The organism is Streptomyces sp. NBC_01012 (assembly GCF_045162755.1).
Taxonomy (GTDB): domain Bacteria; phylum Actinomycetota; class Actinomycetes; order Streptomycetales; family Streptomycetaceae; genus Streptomyces.
This window is the reverse complement of the sequence record NZ_CP108688.1, coordinates 3712360-3727879: the sequence shown is the minus strand read 5'-3', so window position 1 is coordinate 3727879 and position 15520 is coordinate 3712360. Positions and strand designations below refer to the sequence as shown.

The 15520-nt window shown below is 64.5% G+C and carries 20 protein-coding genes and 1 tRNA gene; 14 read left to right on the top strand and 7 right to left on the bottom strand.

What is annotated here, in order from left to right:
* Positions 1–104: 104 nt before the first annotated feature.
* From OG623_RS16840 to OG623_RS16825, 4 genes are all read right to left on the bottom strand, one after another.
* Positions 105–2045 (bottom strand): DUF3732 domain-containing protein, encoded by a 1941-nt coding sequence (locus OG623_RS16840; RefSeq protein WP_403944324.1) that lies wholly within the window; start codon positions 2043–2045, stop codon positions 105–107.
* The gene (locus OG623_RS16835; protein WP_351774341.1) at positions 2042–2548 is read right to left on the bottom strand and encodes a three component ABC system middle component; all 507 of its coding nucleotides are present in this window, start codon (positions 2546–2548) and stop codon (positions 2042–2044) included. Before OG623_RS16835 ends, OG623_RS16840 begins: the two co-directional genes overlap by 4 nt.
* Positions 2545–3729 (bottom strand): ABC-three component system protein, encoded by a 1185-nt coding sequence (locus tag OG623_RS16830; protein ID WP_351774338.1) that lies wholly within the window; start codon positions 3727–3729, stop codon positions 2545–2547. Before OG623_RS16830 ends, OG623_RS16835 begins: the two co-directional genes overlap by 4 nt.
* Before the next feature lie 483 nt (positions 3730–4212).
* Positions 4213–4677: an NUDIX hydrolase gene (locus tag OG623_RS16825; RefSeq protein WP_406147395.1), complete on the bottom strand. Its 465-nt coding sequence runs from the start codon at positions 4675–4677 to the stop codon at positions 4213–4215.
* Between the two features lie 18 nt (positions 4678–4695).
* Between OG623_RS16825 and OG623_RS16820 the strand changes: the two genes are divergently transcribed.
* The 12 genes from OG623_RS16820 to OG623_RS16765 all read left to right on the top strand — a co-directional run bounded on the left by OG623_RS16820 (position 4696) and on the right by OG623_RS16765 (position 12082).
* Entirely contained in the window at positions 4696–5475 is a 780-nt protein-coding gene (locus OG623_RS16820) for a GntR family transcriptional regulator (RefSeq protein ID WP_406147394.1), read from the top strand.
* Positions 5476–5614: 139 nt separating this feature from the next.
* A complete protein-coding gene (locus OG623_RS16815; RefSeq protein WP_086670847.1) occupies positions 5615–5974 on the top strand; it encodes a hypothetical protein in 360 nt (119 codons plus the stop codon).
* Between the two features lie 2 nt (positions 5975–5976).
* A complete protein-coding gene (locus tag OG623_RS16810; protein WP_406147392.1) occupies positions 5977–7329 on the top strand; it encodes an FtsK/SpoIIIE domain-containing protein in 1353 nt (450 codons plus the stop codon).
* 79 nt (positions 7330–7408) lie between these two features.
* On the top strand, positions 7409–7594 hold the full coding sequence (locus OG623_RS16805; protein WP_406147391.1) for a hypothetical protein: 186 nt from the start codon (positions 7409–7411) through the stop codon (positions 7592–7594).
* Positions 7594–8259, top strand: coding sequence for a DUF2637 domain-containing protein (locus OG623_RS16800; RefSeq protein WP_406147389.1), 666 nt, complete (start codon positions 7594–7596; stop codon positions 8257–8259). Before OG623_RS16805 ends, OG623_RS16800 begins: the two co-directional genes overlap by 1 nt.
* Before the next feature lie 18 nt (positions 8260–8277).
* Positions 8278–8466, top strand: a complete 189-nt coding sequence (locus OG623_RS16795; protein WP_406147388.1) for a hypothetical protein — start codon at positions 8278–8280, stop codon at positions 8464–8466.
* A 5-nt stretch (positions 8467–8471) separates the two neighbouring features.
* On the top strand, positions 8472–8663 hold the full coding sequence (locus OG623_RS16790) for a mobile element transfer protein (RefSeq protein WP_003967784.1): 192 nt from the start codon (positions 8472–8474) through the stop codon (positions 8661–8663).
* Positions 8664–8675: 12 nt separating this feature from the next.
* Positions 8676–8831 carry a hypothetical protein gene (locus OG623_RS16785; RefSeq protein WP_010060553.1) on the top strand — a complete coding sequence of 52 codons (156 nt, stop codon included), beginning with the start codon at positions 8676–8678 and terminating at the stop codon, positions 8829–8831.
* 27 nt (positions 8832–8858) lie between these two features.
* Positions 8859–9173, top strand: coding sequence for a SpdD-like protein (locus OG623_RS16780; RefSeq protein ID WP_364619178.1), 315 nt, complete (start codon positions 8859–8861; stop codon positions 9171–9173).
* Between the two features lie 91 nt (positions 9174–9264).
* Positions 9265–10680, top strand: coding sequence for a replication initiator protein RepSA (repSA, locus tag OG623_RS16775; protein ID WP_406147387.1), 1416 nt, complete (start codon positions 9265–9267; stop codon positions 10678–10680).
* Between the two features lie 2 nt (positions 10681–10682).
* On the top strand, positions 10683–10904 hold the full coding sequence (locus OG623_RS16770) for a helix-turn-helix domain-containing protein (RefSeq protein WP_364619172.1): 222 nt from the start codon (positions 10683–10685) through the stop codon (positions 10902–10904).
* Positions 10904–12082, top strand: coding sequence for a tyrosine-type recombinase/integrase (locus OG623_RS16765; RefSeq protein WP_406147386.1), 1179 nt, complete (start codon positions 10904–10906; stop codon positions 12080–12082). The genes OG623_RS16770 and OG623_RS16765 overlap by 1 nt, the downstream gene beginning before the upstream one ends.
* Before the next feature lie 170 nt (positions 12083–12252).
* On the opposite strand, the gene OG623_RS16760 is transcribed toward OG623_RS16765, so the two are convergent.
* Positions 12253–12918 carry a DnaB-like helicase N-terminal domain-containing protein gene (locus OG623_RS16760; RefSeq protein ID WP_406147385.1) on the bottom strand — a complete coding sequence of 222 codons (666 nt, stop codon included), beginning with the start codon at positions 12916–12918 and terminating at the stop codon, positions 12253–12255.
* A gap of 418 nt (positions 12919–13336) precedes the next feature.
* Between OG623_RS16760 and OG623_RS16755 the strand changes: the two genes are divergently transcribed.
* Positions 13337–13423: transfer RNA gene (locus tag OG623_RS16755), tRNA-Ser, on the top strand.
* A gap of 93 nt (positions 13424–13516) precedes the next feature.
* Here OG623_RS16755 and OG623_RS16750 read toward each other — a convergent pair.
* The gene (locus tag OG623_RS16750) at positions 13517–14017 is read right to left on the bottom strand and encodes a DinB family protein (RefSeq protein ID WP_406147384.1); all 501 of its coding nucleotides are present in this window, start codon (positions 14015–14017) and stop codon (positions 13517–13519) included.
* 42 nt (positions 14018–14059) lie between these two features.
* The gene (locus OG623_RS16745; RefSeq protein WP_406147383.1) at positions 14060–14701 is read right to left on the bottom strand and encodes a class I SAM-dependent methyltransferase; all 642 of its coding nucleotides are present in this window, start codon (positions 14699–14701) and stop codon (positions 14060–14062) included.
* A gap of 106 nt (positions 14702–14807) precedes the next feature.
* Here OG623_RS16745 and OG623_RS16740 point away from each other — a divergent pair, with 106 nt between their 5' ends.
* Positions 14808–15422, top strand: a complete 615-nt coding sequence (locus tag OG623_RS16740) for a helix-turn-helix domain-containing protein (RefSeq protein WP_406147382.1) — start codon at positions 14808–14810, stop codon at positions 15420–15422.
* Positions 15423–15520: the final 98 nt, after the last annotated feature.

Here is a 15520-nt window from a genome sequence, read left to right as displayed (position 1 = left end):
TCATTGCCAACTGAATTCCGTCAACCTTGGACGGCGTTAGACCCGCTTCGTCCCGAAGTAGCTGGGTACTTAGCATAACCACGGACCGGTTCGCCTGAAATTCATCACCAATCTTGAGGAATTAGGGCAGTGCCATTTCTCCATTTTTCTCGAACGCAGTCTTGGAACCATTGCTCGTCGAAGTCGGCATGTTCGGCAATGATGATTTGGTAGGGCTTTTCAGCACGACCTGCAGCGTCGATAATAAAACGGAAGGTATCGGCGATGGTATGCCTATCGCCTGGTACTGCGTCATTGTCTCTATACTCGGAATCCGCCGGGAAGCCGACCTGTGAAGGCTGGTCAAAAAACACAAACCCGGGAACTGGCCTGCTATGTTCAGCGAACCATTCGTGGAGCGCCATATGTACTAGCAAGTGATAGGCGACCCAGCTTTGACCACTGCCAATTTGGGGCATTGCTAGCGGCCCTCTCGGAGTGTCCAGCACGATCTGCAGCTTCTTAATGTCGAACCTCATGGGATCTGCCGAGTGTTCGATCGGGAGCTGGCTGGACCAGTTAGTCATCCGCTGATTCAGTCGCGAAACAATTGACTGCGTTCTGTCGCGAATTACGTCCGAGTCGACCTCACTCTCGGCCGCTTCAAGCTGAATCTTCAGAGACTCAAGTTCTTGCCTAATTAGTCGAAGGCGCTCGTCCCCGCCAACGCCCTCAAGGTAGAAGTCGATGCGACCAATTACGGTGGCCTGGACACTCTCCTGCAGGGCAAGATTTCGTTCGCGTTCGCTAGTCCGCTCGATTGATTCGAGCTGCGCGGAGTTGTTCCTGATTGCCTGCTGGCACTCATCGATCTCGCGCTTGAGAGTCTCGGCAAGGTCCTTAAGCCTAGGTGATTCGGATGAAACAGACCGAGGCATGTTATTCAGTGAGGCAAAATGCTCACGAAGCCCCGCGACCTCTTCCTGGTGCCCCTCTACTTGGGATCCGCATAGTGGGCATTCGGAATTCTCGTTTTCCGGAATTAGCTGTACAAAGGAAATCCTAGCCCGTTGCTCACTAGCCTCCCTCTCGAAGCTTCTTCTATCGCTTATCACCGTAGCGATTGATTCGAGGGAGCTCTGAGCGCGCTTCGACCTGATCCGGATTCGGTCGCGTTCCTCAAGTAGAGCTTGACGTGCCCTATTAGGATGGCCGAGTTGCGTATTATCAGGATCTTCAGGTCTGGCCCCTGTGCTTTGCCTTAGGGCCAGAATGGTTCGCAACTCAGCCAGCGCATCGACGGTCAGAGAACTGTCACCCGACGAGATTAGTGTGGTCAAACCTGCGTTTGCCGCTTCGGCCAGAAGTTGCTGGGCCCGCATGCCGCCGCGGTCGGCCGCTGCCTCAAGGTCAGCTACCTCCTTAGAAGTATCCCTCACGCGTTTCTTTAGTCGACTGATTCGACGTGCTACGCGCACGTCCTCCGCAGTGATAGCGCCTAGAAAGAACGGCAACGTCTCTCGGATGGAGTTTGAAACGAAGGATTCGCCTTGTCGGTGGAAAAGCCGCTGCCGGCTGATGATTTCGTCTTGTTGCTGATAAAGGAAAAATGCCGCGTGGCGCAAGGTTACAGCATAGTTGGGGATCCCTTGCAACTCAGAGTTTCCGGTATCCGGAAATTCGAGAAGTCGCGACAGGAGGCTAATGAGGCCGTCGACATTTGTGGTTGGACCAAGGTCCGCATAGCTGGGAATACTTACTGTCGATCCTTGTTTAATGAAAACTCGCTGTGAGGATTGAGCCTTGTCCTCGGGCGCCTGCCTTGCTACAAATACTTCGGAGTCATTCACTTGAAGATGCAGCGCGTACCATGACACGGTCTCAGTGATTCTTCCCCGCGGGACCTCGCAAGTTCCGCTACCGAGACAGTAGTCAATGATGTCCGTAAGGGCAGTTTTTCCGGTCGCGGAATCTCCGGTGATAATGTTGACAGAATTTAGCTTTAGGGGAAGGCGTCGCTGCTTTCCGGTCCAGGAGTAGAGCACAATTTCACGGATCTGCATCATCGTGCGCTGACTCCCCATGTCGAGAAAATTGAAGCTACGTCACCGGATCTAGCGAAACTTTTCCCTAGACGCTCGGCTACTTTGAGTATGTGTTTTACCTCGGCGGATCCTTGTGAGAGCGATACCAAATTTTTGATTCTTCGCGCTGACGTCGCGGAAATTTTTGCGTCTCGCAATGAAAATAGATCAGCTTGCACACCTAGGATCAGTCCCTTCCTCACGGCCGGTGCCAGAGCAGGGGTGTTCGTTTGCAAGATCAAACGCTCTCTCTCGTGAGCTTCAACCCAGACTACAAGTGATGTTGCTTTGGTGAGGGGGAATGTGTCGCGAATCTGTTTACTCATAGCTGCGGGAACTACCAAAAAGGCCAAGGAAATCGGCATTGGCTCGTCTGCTTCGGTTTGGTAATATTCAGCAGACTTGCGAATGACAGCGGCAAGAAACGCTGGATTGAAAAGAGCTGATTCTTCCTGGCTGGTGAATGGCTGAAGCCACTGGTTCATGCCGACTCACTCTCAAGCAAGGTTGCCAACCTTACTTCAAAGTCGGGATGCCATCCGACTTCTCGGTGGTCAGCGAGGCCATGGTAGGTGCCCTGCATTACGAATGGCTCGCGGCACATATCGCGGATTCTGATATCAGCTTCTTGTTCAACCCACTTGTATAGCACTCGTGCGACTTTGATCTTTTCTGCTTCGGCGGCAGATTCTCCGATTTCTTCTCGTGATTCCCAGAATCTTACCCGCCAAGCCTCCTTAAGCCGGTCTTCGTAGCGAGAGAGTTCTCCCGGCGTCAGTAGGTCATCTCGGACCCATTCTGATCGCTGTGCAAAAGCTCGAATGTAGCAAGAAACGGCTGCTGCCAGCCGTGGCCCGGTTACATTAATTAGGGTGAGCTGGCGAACGAAATCGCTTTCCGCCCCCTCTTCTTCGACGATATCGTAGATCTCTGGATTGATGGGGAGGTTATCGCGCCTAAACTCCTCTCTTATCAGTTCCAGCTCTTCCTGAATCTCTGCAACCGTGATTGGCGGTGCGGTCTTATCCTTCAGATGCTGAACGCATCGTTGGAACCACCAGCCTTCAAGTCGACGAAGAAAAGCTGGTCGTTTGTCCTCCGAGGCGGCGAAGTACAGCTTTTTCAGTAGTTCAACTTCCAAGTCTTCTAGTAGTGGTTCACTATCAACTACAATGACTGTTGAAACCAAGGCGCTTTTTTCCTCTGGTTTCAACCTGAGGAACATGCTGTACACGTCTTGCTGATTTTCGTTCTTGGAAGTCTCTGCAGTATTCGTCAGTATCCTTGTCGCCTCAATTAGGTCTCGGTCGCGGTCACGCAAAAAGTGTGCGGCTGATCCTTTTGCTGCCCTTCCCGTTGTGATCAGATAGCGAGACACAGGATTTTCCTGCGAGAAGGAATGTCCGGGAGCTTGATCTAGCCAAACTCTGAGAGTTTTCCAGATGTCAGCCGAGGCGTTAGGGATTGTGGTGTTTGGATCTGTGTGGTATTTCAGCTGCAGCAGTTCCGTCGGTGTCCCTGGACCGTCAAAGCTGACATCGTCCAATTGTTCAATTCGAACACTTGCGCTTGATCCGGACTGGATTCGACTCAGGGCGGCGTGCAAGGCGTATCTCGCCTGATAAAGGTAGCCGAGCATGGATTCACTGGCAGAATAGTCGGCCATGCGGGCCCCCAGGTGAGTGCGACCAACAGCATAAAGATTTCCCAAGCCTAACCTCGAAGATTACCCGTTGTGAAGCCGCTTGTACGCATTGATACAAGACAGCCCGTGCATCGGTGCGCTCAGGCGCTCGCCGCGCTGGGAGCGTAGGTCGGCGGAGCGGGTTTGGCCGGTGTCCTGCCCGGTTTGGGGTCGAGCATGATCAGGGGGCCGTACGCTGGCCGGCAACTCGGGCAGGCTGTGATCCTGCCCGGAATTTGAACGAGTGGCCCCCTGGTCTTGCTCGACGCGGGACCCGAACCGGGGAGGTGGCTAAAGCCGTGGAGCCGACCGCCCCAGCCACAGAGGGTGTCCCCCACTTCATGCCCGCAGCCGCCGAGCGCGCCGCCGGGCGCGGCCAGCCGGGGCGGAGACAGGAGGCAGGCCGCGCCGCTGAGGCGGCGCGCGCCCGCGCCGTGCGCGGGCCTTGATGAAGTAGAGAAAGTCTTATCCCGCTGGGATGAGCTGCTTGCCGTCGTGGCTCCGCACGTGGGGGCCGTTGCTGTCCAGGGCGTCCAGGAGGCGGACCGCGTAGACCTCGGCCATGCGCTCGCTGACCTCGTCGGGGGTGAGCCAGGAGACGGCTGTCGACTCGCTTGATGTGCGCTCAGTGCCACCGGAGGGCTTGCAGCGGAAGACCAGGGCGACGATGCCTCGGGTCGTGTTCTTGTAGACGCCGGTGAGCCGGTCCACCTCGACGTGGATGCCTGTCTCTTCCCAGACTTCGCGGGCAACGCCTGCCTCGGGTGTCTCGTTGAGTTCGAGGATGCCGCCGGGGAGCTCCCAGGTGCCGTTGTCGGCTCGGCGGATCGCCAGGAGGCGGCCGTCCTCGCGCACCACTACTCCGGCGACGGACACGGAGTGCAGGGGAGTGGGTGCCGCTTCCTGTGATTGACTCATGTAGAGGAGCATAGGAGGCAGGGAAGGACTATGGGAACTGCGGCGGGAGGGGCCGGTTCCGGTCCTCGGTATGTGCAGATCGCTGATGACCTCGTGCAGCAGATCCGGGCGGGGGTTCTCAAGGCCGGCGATATGGTGCCGAGCGAATCCGAGCTGGTTGACCGCTACGGCGTCTCCGGCGGGACGATCCGTAAGGCCATGGTCGAGGTACGGGCGAGTGGGCTCGTCGAGACCAGGCATGGCAAGGGCTCGATTGTGAAGAACCGGCCCCCCGTACGGCACCGCTCGTCCGATCGCTTCCGGCGCTCGCTCCGGCAAGGTGGCCGAGCCGCCTACCTCGCGGAATCCGCACAGTCCGGCGCCACCGCGAAAGTCAGCGTCCTCTACATCGGTCCTATGGACGCGCCCGAGGATGCCGCCGAGCGCCTGGGCGTTCCCGCCGGTACGCAGGTGTTGGCCCGCCGGCGTCTCTACTTCCGTAACGGCACCCCGGTGGAGACCGCCTCGTCGTACCTGCCCTGGGACGTGGTGAAGGAGATCCCCGAGCTGTTCGCCGAGAACCCCGGGGGCGGCGGCATCTACGCCCGACTCGAAGACCACGGGCATGAGTTCGCGGAGTTCGTCGAGACGCTGCAAGCGCGCCCGGCCTCGAAGTCGGAGGCGTCGGAACTGGCGCTCAGCCCTGGCGCGCCCGTGGTTCACCTGATCCGGGAGGCCCGTACGACCGCGGGTCGGGTGGTCGAGGTCTGCGACACGCTCATGGCCGCTGACCAGTTCGTTTTCGAATATCGGATCCCTGCCGACGACTGACGTCCGCTCAACTTCCCTCAACCCGTCGCGAGTTCTTCCTCGCGGCGGGTTGACTCATGTACAGGAGTCATGCACTCTTCTTCATGTCACTCATATACATGAGTGGCGGAGTTCAGCATCTATAGAGGAGTGATCTGCTGTGCGTCAGATTCCCGTCGACACCTCCAGCGCTGTCGTGATGGTCGCCAAGACTCCGAAGGTCAAGGTCCGTGACCGCCGCACCGGTGAGATCGCCACCGACATGGAGACCGGTGCTCAGCTCATGACCGTGGACGTGATGTTCGCGGCGAACGAGGAGGTGGAGATCCTGTCCGTCACCGTTCCGGAGCCCGGGATCACCGGTGAGCTGTCCATGGGCACGCCGGTCGCGCTCACCGGCCTGGTCGCACGTCCGTGGGAGAACGACTTCAACGGTCAGCGGCGGCACGGCATCGCGTTCCGCGCGGTCGCGGTCACCTCGCTCGCCGACGTCGCCGCCGCAGGGTCGAAGGCGGCCTAGTCATGACCGCCTTCACGGTCGCTCTGGTGCTGGTCGTCGCCGCTGCGGGTCTCCTGCGGTGGCGGCGGCCCGCCTGGTACTGGCTGGCCTTCGGGGTCACTCTGGCCGCGCTGCGGGTCTTGGTCCGGTACCGCTCGGTCATGGACGCGTGCGGGTTGACCGTTCCGCCGGCGCGGTGGCGGTTATCTCTGGCTCGGGCCACCAACCAGCCGATACCTGAGCCCCGCCCACCGCGTATCCGGCGACTCCGGCCGACTCGCACCGGCCTGGTCCTCCGACTCAAGCTCCGTCCCGGCCAGGACGTCTTCGACATCGCTGCGGCCTCGGACCGGCTTCGGCACTCGTTCTCGATGTTCGGCGTGACCTCGCGTGAGGTGCGGTCCGGTGTCGTCGAGGTGCGGATGACCGGATACGACGTGCTCAAGCGGGTGCAGATGCCTGCTGAGACGGAGGCCCTGCCGATGCGGGTACCGGTCGCCCTGCGGGAGGACGGGTCGGTGCACTACCGCGACTACCGCGCGATGCCTCACGCCCTCACCCTCGGCGCCACGGAGTCCGGCAAGTCGGTCTACCAACGCAACCTGATCGCCGGCCTTGCTCCTCTGGACGTTGCCCTCGTCGGCATCGACTGCAAGCAGGGGGTCGAACTCTTTCCGCTGGCGCGCCGGTTCTCAGCGCTGGCCGACAGCCCGGACACCGCTGCCGAACTCCTCGATGCACTCGTGGCGCGGATGGCGGACGTCTACCGCCTCATTCGTACCCAGCAGCGCATCACCGTCGATGTGCCGGACGCGGAGATCGCCGCCGACATCTGGGACCTGCCTGATGAGCTCCGCCCGACCCCGGTCGTCGTCCTGGTCGACGAGGTGGCCGAACTCGCCCTGTACGCAACGGAGGAGGAGGAGAAGCGGCGGGACCGCATCATCACCGCCCTGGTCCGTCTCGCGCAGCTCGGCCGCGCCGCCGGTATCTACCTCGAAATCTGCGGACAGCGCTTCGGCTCCGAACTCGGCAAGGGCATCACCATGCTCCGCGCCCAACTCACCGGCCGTACCGCCCACCGTCTCAATGACGAGACCTCCGCCAACATGGCCTTCGGCGACATCGCCCCGGACGCGGTCCTCGCCGCCATCCAGATTCCCGCCGAACTGCGAGGCCTCGCCATCGCGGGAGACGCGTCCGGCGGTTGGCACCGCATCCGCGCTCCGCACACCTCGCTCCGCCAGGCCGTGAACCTCTGCAACCGGTACGCCGACAGGACCCCGGACCTGCCTGAGCTGGCCCCTTTCCGGCCGAACACCGGCACTGCCACCGAGCTCGTGCCATCGGCGAAGGCCGCTCCGGCCACCGCCTGATCTCTCCCCCACCCGGTAGGCGTGACCGTCTTCGCGCCGAGTCCCTACCACTGCCATGCCCAGAGAAGGGAGAACCGCCATGTGCCCCGACTGCGAGGACTTCGCCCGAACCGTGCTTCTGCTCGGCCAACTCGCCCTGTACGCCGACATGGCCGGCGCCGACCTCGACTTCGTGGACGTCGTCAGTCCGTCCCTCGCCGTGTCGCTGCCGGAGCCGCCGCCGGGCACGTTCCCGGGCGACTCCGACCCCGCTGAGGACTCCTGATGGGCGCCCGGCACGGTCTCCGGATCGACGCGGTGTTGATCCAGGCGGTCATCGCCGGAGCTCTGTCCTTCGCCCACCTGCACGACCTCGCCGCCGCGGCCGGGCAGGACGGCTGGAAGGCATGGGCCTACCCGGTCAGCGTCGACCTGCTCCTTGTCGCCGCCTGGCGTCGGCTCCGCAGTGAGGGCCCGTCCCGATTGGCCTGGTGCTGGTTCCTGATCGCCCTGTTCGCCTCGCTCGGCGCCAACGTCGCCACCGCCGGGTTCCTCGACCTGGCCGACCCGCCGGCCCCGCTCCGGCTCGGCATCGCCGGATGGCCCGCACTCGCCTTCCTCGGTGGCACTCTCCTCGCCCACTCGTCGGGGAGGCCGGAGCCAGCTCCGTCAGCCGCCGTCACGGAGACGAAGGACGCCGGGCCGGCGCGTGTGCCTGACGCCGCCCCGATCCCATCCCAGGCCGATGAGCCCCCTGCGACAACGGTCCTGTCCTCGCCACCGGCCCCGTCCCCGGAGCCGCCTGTTCCCGCCGTGCTGATCGACCACGCCCGCAAGGTCGCCGACGAGTACCGCACCCGCACCGGATCACCGATCGACACCGACACCCTCCGCTCCCGCCTCGGCGTTCCGCCCCACCTCGCCGACGCCATCGCCGCCCGCCTCAGCTGACCGCAAAGGAGAACTGAGATGACCCACGATCCCCCCCCCGCCCTGACCGTGGCCGACTACCTCGACGGAGCGCGTGAGATGGCCGCAGCCGGACGTTCCTTCCTCGCCCACCTGCTCGCCGAGGAAGCCGCACGGCGCGTCGACGCCCCGGACACCGCCCGCAGCATCCGCGCCCAGTACACCGACCCGACGACCGACAGGGGCTGACCGGCATGCCCGCCCGCGACAGCTTCCACTCCGTGATGCGGATCGGCCCCGTGCAGATCGGCACCCACCGCGACCGCACCGGCCGCACCGCCCACGCCGCCGTCTGCACTGCCGACCGCTGCGGCTGGTCCGCCGACTACTCCAGCCGGACCGCCGCCCAACTCGCCGCCCGTACCCACCGCTGCACCGTCCGTTAGGAGACAGCGTCCATGGACGTCCCCCTCTGGATCGCCCTGCTGGTCGTCGGCTACCTCGGCATCAAGCTCTTCCGCCCGCCGGTGTGGCTGATCTGCGTGCTCCTCCTCGGCGGCTACCTCCTCGCCGACAGCCTCTTCGCCTCCGTCATCGACACCGCCGTCAAGTAACCCGCGCCCAGGAGAGGAGAACCACCCATGTTCCAGCCCAAGATCCCGACGATGCCGCAGCCCTCGGGCCTGGTCACCCCGCCCGCCGTCGTCCAGCCGACCACCATCACGCCGGGCACGCCTGCCCCGGCACCCGCCGCCGCCTCTGCGCCGGCCCGTCCGGTCGTACAGCTCACCCCCGGCACTGCGGTCGCGGTCGTTGGTGCTGGCACTGCCGTCGTCTTGGTCGTCGGCACCGTCCTGGTCTCGCTGCTCCTGGCGGTCGCCGTCACCAGCGCCTCGGTCGCCGTCTGCGCGGTCGTCCTGCGCTCCCTGATCGCGTCCGACGCCAAACGCCGCTGACCGGCCCCCGGGCGGCCTCGATACCGCCAAGCATCCGCCGCCCGGGAGCCGTGCCCACCGATCGATCTCGCAACCGGAAGGAACCCCCAGCATGGCCCACCGGCCCTCACCCTCGAAAGAGAAGCCGTCCATGCCCGCCCCACGGCTCGACCCGACCGTCCTCGGGGACGTCCTCCGGGTGGCCTCGGCCTCCGACTACACCCGCTGGGAGGACCAGATCCGCCGCACGGGCGGCTGTGCCGACCCCGTCCATCTGAGCGGCTGGGTAACCCACAAGGACAAGACCACCGGCGATACTCTGCACCGCTACTCGACCGCGTACGAGCCGGGCGGACGCCTCCGCATCGCCTGCGGCAACCGCCGCGCCTCCCGCTGCCCCTCCTGCGCCTGGACCTACGCGGGCGACACCTACCACCTGATCCGTGCCGGCCTCGCCGGAGACGACCGCCGCGACATCACCGCCGCAGTCCGCGACCACCCGCGCGTCTTCGCCACCCTCACCGCACCCTCGTTCGGCCCTGTCCACAACCGGCCCGACCGGGGCACCTGCCGTTGCGGCACGGCGCACGCCTCGGACTCCGGGGACCTGGGCTCCGCCCTTGATCCGGAGACCTACGACTACGCGGGCGCCGTGCTCTTCAACAACCATGCCGGGGAGCTCTGGCAGCGTTTCACCACCCGACTCCGCCGCGAACTCGCCATCCACGCAGGAATCCCACGCCGTGAGCTGGGTGACCATCTCCGCCTCTCCTTCGGCAAGGTCGCTGAATTCCAGAAGCGCGGAGCCCTCCACTTCCATGCCGTCGTACGTCTCGACGGCGCGGACGGACCTTGTACGCCGCCGCCCTCTTGGGCCACGGTCGATCTCCTCACCGACGCGATCCGCGCCGCAGCCGCGCACTCGTACACGTCGGTCTCCGTCCCGGCTGCCGGTGAACAGCTGGCCCGGACCTTTCGATGGGGCCGACAGCTCGACGTCCGCCCGGTCAAGGCCTTCGGCGACGGTTCAGATGTCACCGAACAGGCCGTCGCCTCGTACGTGGCCAAGTACGCCACCAAAGCCGCCGAGAACACCGGCACCCTGGACCGCCGCATCGGTGAGCTCGCCGAACTCGACCGCCACCGCGTCCCCGATCACACCCGTCGGCTCATCACCGCATGCCGTGAGCTCGACAGCCTCTACCCGGACCGACGTCTCTGGGCCTGGGCCCACATGCTCGGCTTCCGCGGCCACTTCTCGTCCAAGTCCCGCACCTACTCGACCACCCTCGGTGCCCTCCGTCAGGAACGCGCCGACTACCGCGCCGCCCAGGAATCGCCTGCTCTCGGCCTCGCCGACCGCGAACCGGACACCGTCCTCGTCCTGACCGACTGGCAGTACGTCGGCCACGGGCACACCCCCGGTGAAGGGGCCCTTGCCGCCACCATCGCCCGTGACCTCCAGACCAACCGCGAGACCGCCCGCGACGCACTCAAGGAGCGCTCTGCCAACGAAGGGGAGTGGTGACCATGGCGGACCAACTGCTCACCGTGAATCAGGTCGCCGAACGCCTCGGCACCGGTCTCCGCTTCCCCCGCCGGCTCATCGAGGAACGCCGCATCACGTTCGTCAAGGTCGGTCGACACGTCCGCATCCCCGAGAGCGCTGTGGAGGAGTACGTCAGTGCTCACACGGTGGCGCCGGTCGTCCTGAGGCCCGCCTCGGCGTGCTCGTACCGGAGGGCTGCCTGATGGCCGCCAAGCGTAAGTCTCGACGCGCCTTCGGTCGGATCCGGAAGCTGCCGTCCGGCCGGTTTCAGGCTCGGTATCCGGGGCCTGACGGCGTGCTGCGAGCCGCTGATCAGACGTTCGCGACAACGACGGACGCTGATCGCTGGCTGGCCCGGAAGCGAATCGAGATGGAGGAGGGCCGCTGGCTCGACCCCGCTGAGGGGAAGACCACCGTCCGCGATTGGTCGGCACGATGGCTGACCGCGGTCTCCCCGCAGCTCAAGCACAAGACACAGGCGTCGTACCGATCCCTGATCAACTCGCTGATCGTTCCGGCGCTCGGCGACCGTGAGCTGTCCAGCCTCCGGCCTATTACCATTGTCGAATGGGTCGGTGCGATGAAGACCCGTGGTCTCAGCGCATCGCGGATCAGGCAGGCCTACCGGGTGCTCTCGCAGATCATGCGGGCTGCCGTCGACAACGAGATGATCGGGCAGACCCCGTGCAGGGGCGTGAAGCTGCCTCGCATGCCGCAGACCGAGCCGCACATCCTCACCCCGCTGGAAGCCTCACGGATCGTGCGGAGCGCGACGAAACCGCATGACTTGCTGATCTCCTTGCTCGCCTACGCGGGTCTGCGGGTCGGGGAGGCGTTCGCGCTGCGGCGAGCGGACATCGATGTGTCGGGAGGCCTGGTCCTCGTCGATGAGAACCTGGCCGAAGCGAACGGCACCCTCGTCTTCGACACTCCCAAGTCCCATCAGAAGCGGGTCCTGCGGATCGGGCCGACACTCGCGGCGCGGATCGGTCGGCAACTGGAGACGCTGCCCGGCGGGGAGGACTCTCTCCTCTTCGTCACGCCCGGCGGCAAGCCTCTGCGCTACAACCAGTGGCGCAAGGCGTACTTCGATCCCGCCGTGGCGGCTGCCGGGCTCACTGACGTCACGCCGCACGATCTCCGCGCCTCGCACGGGACGTGGGTTGCCGACCGGTACGGCGTGATGACCGCCGCGCACCGGCTCGGGCACTCGAACGCGAGCGTTACGACCCGGCACTACGCTAGGCCGGTCGCCGGTCGTGATGAGCAGGTAGCGGAAGCGTCGGACTCCTGGTTCAGCGGGATCGAGCCCGTGGTGAAGACAGGCGCTGGGCGTAACCACGGTGATGATGGCACCACGGAGGCGATCGCGCCCCTTTGAAGTCGCTTGGTTGCGTTGGGTACCCCTCAGCTGAGGGGTACCCAACGTGCGTGTCCTGGCAGCTTCTCTGTGGCTCCGTCGTGCTGTTGATCAACGGATGCGTAGGCAAGGAGTACTAGGCGCGGGTGCTCAGGAGTGGCTTACGGATCCACGCGCCGATTCTGTCTGAATTACTCAGACTCCGACGAGGCAAGTTCCTCGCGTCTGCTCGCAGCGGCACGTACTTTGCGTGCGTTGAGGGCGGTGAACTCGGGGATGGTTAGGCCGGCCTCGAACGCACCCTTGATAGCGCGCTTCACACACTCGAAGAGGTAGTCCTCGCCGCCACATAGAGCGAGCTGTCCACGTCGCTGAAGCTCCGCGGCCACTTGTGGCACTCCCACCGGTTCTCCCGCCCTATAGAGGTCGAGGATTGCCTGATAGATCAAGGCGTTCTGCCCGGTGAAGGCGCTTGGCATGAGTGCTGGGGGGACTGCTCCAGATGATGGTTGATGCGTGTTCGTAAACGTCTGGTGCTCGGCTGACACTGGGGGAGCGAAGACTGATGCATGCACCTTGTCCCACAGACCCTTGAAGCGGTTGATCTCGTCCTCGGTCGAGAGGCGGGGCCTGGCTTGGCGTGCCAGCTGTTCTACCACTACTTCGACCACGCCCCAGGACGGGAGCGTGGGCTTTACGAAGGCGTGGTGGATCTTCGTATGGCTGGCAGCCTTCCCTACGGCCAGGTAGAGATGCCGGGCTGACGGGTACCCCGCCTTGCCATGCAGCGCATGCAGTTCGCGATTGAGGTCCTTGAGAGGACCTTCCGGAAGCCTTGGCCGAAGCCACTGTGGCATGCAATCCCCCCTGGCCTGAGCTCCGCAGAGCCTGCTCATGATGGCACCTGCCGTCATGTTCTGTCAGAGATTGTAAGAGATCGCCATAGGTTGTCAGGAGCCGTCAACTGAGCCCACTCGACGCTGACGCTGGTTCAAGGAACCTACTTGGAGGGCTCAATGGACCAAATCAGAACGTGCACTCTTCTGCTCATGCTCACCGGGGCTTTCACGGTGTACTTGGTCTTGCAGTATCCGGCACTGGGGGCAGCCCTTGGTGTAGCTGTTGCGGTAGTGACCCTGCTGCACGAGCTTCTGCGGCGATAACTCGTGCTCCAGGGTGTTCGACAGGGCAAGACGACTGGCGGGCACGTAGAGGGCACAGAGAGGGTTCGGATCGCTTCTCTGGAGCGCTTGCGTGGCGCTGACCTGCGACGTAGCGGTTTGTCCGTTAGGATTAGAGAAAGGTCTTGAAAACCGTCGTCGCAGCGATGTGACCGTGGGTTCAAATCCCACACCCACCGCAGGCGAGAGGCCCCCGACCAGTACGTATGGTCGGGGGCCTTTGCCATGCCGGCTCCCGCCGGCACCGCTGTTCCCCCCTCCCGGAGAGGGCGGGTCAGCGGCCGGTCGTGCCGTCGATGAGTTCGCGGAGGATGTCGGCGTGGCCCGCGTGCCGTCCGGTCTCCTCGATCAGGTGGGTGAGCGCCCAGCGGATGTTGGGAGCGGGACGGTCCTGCCGCGGTCGGGGGACCGGAGCACCCAAATCGGTGCACCCGTCGAGGACGTCGTTCGCGCGCTCGACCGCGTTCCGGTAGCGGGCCACGACATCGGCCACGCTGTCCTTCGGCGCGGCTTGGAACGTAGCTTGCCAGTCTGTGACGTGATCCCCGAGGAACGTCGAGCGCTCGACGACGGTCAGGTGGTTGAGCAAGCCGATCAGGTTCGTGCCCGACGGCACTGCGGCTGTTCGGGCCTGAGGCTCGGGCACACCGTCGACCTTCGTGGCGGCCGAGGTCCGAAGGTAGTCGAGCAATCCGCGCAGGACCTCGATCTCACTGCTTCCGGTCCGGGGCGGCGGGGTGTCACCGCGGTGGTCGCGGCGCGTGGTGCTGGGCATCGTGGTCTTCCTTCCTTTGCCGGGGCGGGCGCTGACGCTGCCTCAGGCTGTGCGGCGGATGAGGAGGACGTGGTCGGTGACCTCGGCGGTGCGTCCGTCAGCTCCGGTCGCGATGCGGCGGGGTGAGTCGGCCCGCTCGACCGCCCATGTATCCGGGGCCAGATCGATACCCATGGCGACCTCCTGCGCACTGGGGTAGCGGACGTCGGGGTCCTGGTTCCATGACCACGGCGCGGCCGAGCCGTGGTCGACGACCAGCAGCCTCCCGCCCGGGCGCAGTGCGTGCGCGGCCGCGCGCAGTACGGTCGCCCGGTCCAGGGCATAGGGGGTGTGCAGATAGCAGGCGCAGACCAGGTCGAATCCACTGCGCGGGAAAGCCGTCTGCAAGTCGGCCCGCACGGTGGTGACACGGTCTCCCAGACCGTGTGAGCGGGCGAGGGCGGCGAGCCGCTCGACCGCCACGGCCGAGATGTCGGCGGCGGTGACCTGCCACCCCAGGCCGGCGAGCCACAGCGCGTCGCCGCCGTCGCCGCACCCGAGGTCCAACGCGTCACCAGGCGGCAGGCCAGTCACCGTCTCGGTGAGGCGAGCGTTCGGCTGCGGGTTGTCGGCTGCCGGTCGTGTCGCGTATACGCCGTCCCAGAAGCCGACCGCATCGGTGGTGCTCCTATCGGTGGTGTTCATCATGACTCCTTGCGTCGGAAGGAGTTCAGCGTGGCCTGACGCAGCCCAAGCGGGCACGCAATCTTGCGGTAACGGCAAGATGGGTCCATGGACCCAAGATGGCTCCATGGACCCCAATCCCAAGACGGACGAAGACGTGCTCGACGCGGTGGGGCCGCGGTTGCGTGCGCTGCGTCGTGACCGCGGCATCACCCTCGCCGACCTCGCGGCGACGACCGGCGTGTCGGAGAGCACCCTGTCCCGGCTGGAGAGCGGGCAGCGCCGGGCGAGCCTGGAACTGCTGCTGCCGCTGGCCCGCACCTATGACGTTCCGTTGGACGATCTCGTCGGTGCCCCGCGCACCGGCGACCCCCGGATCCATCTCAAGCCGATCAGGCGGTTCGGGATGACGTTCGTGCCCCTGTCCCGGCGACCGGGCGGTGTGCACGCGTTCAAGATGATCATCCCCGCCCGGCCGGAACCACTCGAACCGGCCCCGCAGGCCCATGAAGGCTTTGAATGGCTCTACGTGCTCAGCGGACGCCTGCGGCTCGTGACCGGCGAGCGTGACCTGACACTGCCGCCCGGTGAGGCAGCAGAGTTCGACACGTCCCTGCCTCACTGGCTGGGCAGCGCCGACGGCGGCGTGGTCGAGCTTCTCATCCTGTTCGGCCTGCAAGGGATGCGTGCGCACGTACGCGACGACCCTCATCGGTCGTCTCAGGCCGGGGGCCGACGGTGAACTCGGTGAACGGTTCTGTATTTCCGTAATTCACCTAAGTGGCGAGCCTCGCCGTGCAATGCCGCGGTCGGCGATGTCGCGCCCGGAAAGATCGACCG

Coding starts and splice junctions, on each gene's coding strand:
- OG623_RS16795 (WP_406147388.1), top strand. CDS start 8,278: ATGACCCACGATCCCCCCCCCGCCCTGACCGTGGCCGACTACCTCGAC.
- OG623_RS16740 (WP_406147382.1), top strand. CDS start 14,808: ATGGACCCCAATCCCAAGACGGACGAAGACGTGCTCGACGCGGTGGGG.
- OG623_RS16810 (WP_406147392.1), top strand. CDS start 5,977: ATGACCGCCTTCACGGTCGCTCTGGTGCTGGTCGTCGCCGCTGCGGGT.
- OG623_RS16835 (WP_351774341.1), bottom strand. CDS start 2,548: ATGAACCAGTGGCTTCAGCCATTCACCAGCCAGGAAGAATCAGCTCTT.
- OG623_RS16825 (WP_406147395.1), bottom strand. CDS start 4,677: ATGCTCCTCTACATGAGTCAATCACAGGAAGCGGCACCCACTCCCCTG.
- OG623_RS16830 (WP_351774338.1), bottom strand. CDS start 3,729: ATGGCCGACTATTCTGCCAGTGAATCCATGCTCGGCTACCTTTATCAG.
- OG623_RS16750 (WP_406147384.1), bottom strand. CDS start 14,017: ATGCCCAGCACCACGCGCCGCGACCACCGCGGTGACACCCCGCCGCCC.
- OG623_RS16770 (WP_364619172.1), top strand. CDS start 10,683: ATGGCGGACCAACTGCTCACCGTGAATCAGGTCGCCGAACGCCTCGGC.
- OG623_RS16765 (WP_406147386.1), top strand. CDS start 10,904: ATGGCCGCCAAGCGTAAGTCTCGACGCGCCTTCGGTCGGATCCGGAAG.
- OG623_RS16820 (WP_406147394.1), top strand. CDS start 4,696: ATGGGAACTGCGGCGGGAGGGGCCGGTTCCGGTCCTCGGTATGTGCAG.
- OG623_RS16790 (WP_003967784.1), top strand. CDS start 8,472: ATGCCCGCCCGCGACAGCTTCCACTCCGTGATGCGGATCGGCCCCGTG.
- repSA (WP_406147387.1), top strand. CDS start 9,265: ATGGCCCACCGGCCCTCACCCTCGAAAGAGAAGCCGTCCATGCCCGCC.
- OG623_RS16745 (WP_406147383.1), bottom strand. CDS start 14,701: ATGAACACCACCGATAGGAGCACCACCGATGCGGTCGGCTTCTGGGAC.
- OG623_RS16800 (WP_406147389.1), top strand. CDS start 7,594: ATGGGCGCCCGGCACGGTCTCCGGATCGACGCGGTGTTGATCCAGGCG.
- OG623_RS16760 (WP_406147385.1), bottom strand. CDS start 12,918: ATGCCACAGTGGCTTCGGCCAAGGCTTCCGGAAGGTCCTCTCAAGGAC.
- OG623_RS16785 (WP_010060553.1), top strand. CDS start 8,676: ATGGACGTCCCCCTCTGGATCGCCCTGCTGGTCGTCGGCTACCTCGGC.
- OG623_RS16840 (WP_403944324.1), bottom strand. CDS start 2,045: ATGATGCAGATCCGTGAAATTGTGCTCTACTCCTGGACCGGAAAGCAG.
- OG623_RS16780 (WP_364619178.1), top strand. CDS start 8,859: ATGTTCCAGCCCAAGATCCCGACGATGCCGCAGCCCTCGGGCCTGGTC.
- OG623_RS16805 (WP_406147391.1), top strand. CDS start 7,409: ATGTGCCCCGACTGCGAGGACTTCGCCCGAACCGTGCTTCTGCTCGGC.